Origin of the sequence: Brevundimonas sp., from assembly GCF_031082345.1 — a bacterium.
In the GTDB taxonomy this organism is placed as follows: Bacteria; Pseudomonadota; Alphaproteobacteria; order Caulobacterales; family Caulobacteraceae; genus Brevundimonas.
Genome location: NZ_JAVHLH010000320.1, coordinates 1 through 2,798, shown reverse-complemented (window position 1 = coordinate 2,798; position 2,798 = coordinate 1). Strand labels below are relative to the sequence as shown.

4 protein-coding genes are annotated in these 2,798 nt (G+C 63.8%); all 4 read right to left on the bottom strand.

Features of this window, described 5'->3' with window-relative positions:
- Positions 1-751 (bottom strand): hypothetical protein (locus RDU12_RS14690; protein WP_308685368.1); only part of this gene is annotated, 751 nt, incomplete at its 3' end.
- On the bottom strand, positions 748-1,206 hold the full coding sequence (locus RDU12_RS14685; RefSeq protein WP_300292405.1) for a very short patch repair endonuclease: 459 nt from the start codon (positions 1,204-1,206) through the stop codon (positions 748-750). The genes RDU12_RS14690 and RDU12_RS14685, both read right to left, overlap by 4 nt.
- A complete protein-coding gene (gene dcm, locus RDU12_RS14680) occupies positions 1,199-2,398 on the bottom strand; it encodes a DNA (cytosine-5-)-methyltransferase (protein ID WP_300292403.1) in 1,200 nt (399 codons plus the stop codon). Before dcm ends, RDU12_RS14685 begins: the two co-directional genes overlap by 8 nt.
- A gap of 183 nt (positions 2,399-2,581) precedes the next feature.
- A partial coding sequence (locus RDU12_RS14675; protein WP_308685365.1) for an OST-HTH/LOTUS domain-containing protein occupies positions 2,582-2,798 on the bottom strand: 217 nt, incomplete at its 5' end.

Genomic DNA, 2,798 nt, shown 5'->3' with positions numbered 1-2,798 from the left:
CCTCGACGAACCCGGCCCGCAGCCGTTGGTCAATGATGTGCCGCTCCAGGGTAAAGAAGAGCGTTTCCTCAAGGTCGAGCCACAACATCAACGCCTGATCAGGTTGAGCCAGCGGATCGGCCGTCCTGATCTGTGACCTGGCAAAGGCGGAGAATGGAGCCGTCCCAGGAAACTTTGTGCCGAACTTCGCCAAGAGTCGGTCTAGCCAGGCATCATCGGAGACGTCGACTTCAACCTCGATGGCGTCCAGCACGTGGCGGGCCGCGAAATCGAGACGGGAGCCCTGCTGAACCCGGAGATCGCGCTGGGCGAACCGCAAGGTCGGCGATTCCAAGCCAAACAACCACAGCAACTGCTGTTCGATGTCGCTCCCGCCTCGGCAGAGGAGGATCAGGAGTCTCTCGTTCCGACCCAAACAGACAAAGAGGGTATCGTTCTCGGAGGCTTGGTAGACCACGGCTTCGGCTTCGGCCGTATAGAGCAGGCGTGGCTCAGGAGCCCGATGAGGTTGCTTCGCGCGGGCGTCATACCAGGTCGCCGCTGCATCGAGCCGCATCGGCGGGTCATCATCGGTCAGCCACATGTAGGTGCATGGGATGGACCGGCTTTCCGAGGGTAGGCCAAGAAACGCCTGCAAGGCGCGTGTGCCTTGGAATTCATGGCCGTTCGAGACACCGGGGTCGACCTCGGTTCCGCTCAGGCGTTTGACACCGACGCCAGAAAAGTAGTCTGCGAGGTAGCCCTGTTTCACTGGTCGCTTCCGATCTCAAGCTCGGCTTGATCGCTGACTAGCCACCGGCCTATTTCCTCTGAAACCTCGGGTAGTCGCGCATAGCCCGCACGCCCCTTGATCGCACATTCCCAGATCAGCGCCACGCGCCAACTTTCCGCGAGTAGCCGCGTGTGTGCCGCCTCATCCACCGCCCGGTTCCGCCCGATCTTCTCCCGCCAGAACTCCGGCCGCGTCTTCGGCCATTTGAACAGGTGGCAGCCGTGGCCGTGCCAGAAGCAGCCGTGGACGAAGATCACCGCGCGGTATTTCGGCAGGCACAAATCCGGATTGCCCGGCAGGTCCCTGCAGTGCAGCCGATAGCGGAAGCCGCGTGCATGGAGCGCCTTGCGGATCAGCAGTTCCGGTTTGGTGTTCTTGCCCCGTATGCCGGACATCATCCGGCTGCGGGTCGCCGGATCGACGACGTCAGCCAATCGCGGCCTTCGGCCGTTTTCCGAGCGCGGCGAAGAGGTGCGGCTTCATGTGTTCGGCGACGGCTTTCACGGCCGGCACCACAACAGAATTCCCGAACTGGCGATAGGCCTGGGTGTCCGAGACCGGGATGAGGAACTCATTGCCCTGGGGCGCGTCGAAACCCATCAGCCGGGCGCACTCTCGGGGGGTCAGCCGGCGCGGCGCCTTGCCGTCCTCCTGCTTCACAAGGATTTCCGAGCCGTCCTTGTAGTAGCGGGCCGACAGGGTGCGGGCGACGTCGTCGGGCCCGACAAGGCCGAAGCCGAAGCCGTTGCCCGCCGCCTGATGCTTTTCCTTGTAGCGCTGCAGATAGTTCCAGAGGTGGTCGGTCAGGGTGTATTTGTCCGACACGCGACCGGAGTTGCCGACGGTGAAGCGCTGGTCCGGGACCTCCGAGCCATTGCCGGGGTGCAGGATCGTCTCCAGCTTCGGGGCCGCGTCGGGCAGCTTCATATCGGCGAAGCGGAAGCCTTGGTCCTCGCGGAAGCCGATGATGAAAATCCGCTCGCGGTGCTGGGGCGTCCAGTGGCGGCCGTCGATGACGCGGAAGTCGATCGTGTAGCCAAGCTCTTCGGTCAGCACGTCCTTGATGGTCTGGAAGGTCTTGCCCTTGTCGTGGCTGACGAGGTTGCGGACGTTCTCGAGCAGGAAGGCCGCCGGGCGATGGTGGGCGATGATGCGCGCGACGTCGTAGAACAGGGTGCCCTGGGTCTTGTCCTCGAACCCATGCGCCCGCCCCAGGGCGTTCTTCTTCGACACACCGGCGATAGAGAAGGGCTGGCACGGAAAGCCGGCCAGCAGGACGTCATGGGCCGGGATGTCCCCCGCCTCGATCTTGGTGATGTCGCCGTTGATTTCGTGATCATCGTCCGGGAAGTTCGCCCGGTAGGTCTTCTGGCTGTATTTGTCCCACTCGGACGTGAAGACGCAGCGGCCGCCGATTGATTCAAATCCCCGGCGTAGCCCGCCGATGCCCGCAAACAGGTCGATGAAGGTGAAATCGGCGGGTTCGGAATCCTTGTCGCCACGGATCAGTTTCAGCGCAGGCTGCTTCGCCGCAGGGCGGACGGGCCCCTCGATAAAGCCGAGGTCCACCGCCTTGTCGGCGTTGGCCTGGCCAGCCTGTTTCACCATCAGGGCATACTCCGACACGGTCGACTCCGCGCTTGTTCAGGGTGGCAGACTGGAGAGATTCCGCCAGGAGAACAAGTCAGGAACAACCTGATCATGAACAGCTTTCCGGTTTCCTACCGGAGCGTCGCCCACCCGCCCTCTACGGCGGACCAATGGATCCCCGGGACAAGCTGGGAGATGACGTGGCGAAGACCGCCCCCCCTACGCCCGATCCCTGACCTTCATCGCCCCGCCCGCGCTGGTCTCGACCTCGAACCGCCCCGTGCCCCGGATCAGGTCCGACAGCTTGGCGTAGCCGTAGGACCGCTGGTCGAAGTCGGGGTAGGCGTTGCGCAGGCGGTTGGCGATGCCGCCGGCGTTGACCCAGCCTTCGCCGTCCTCGTCCATGTCGGCGATGACCGAGGCGATCAGGCGGGCG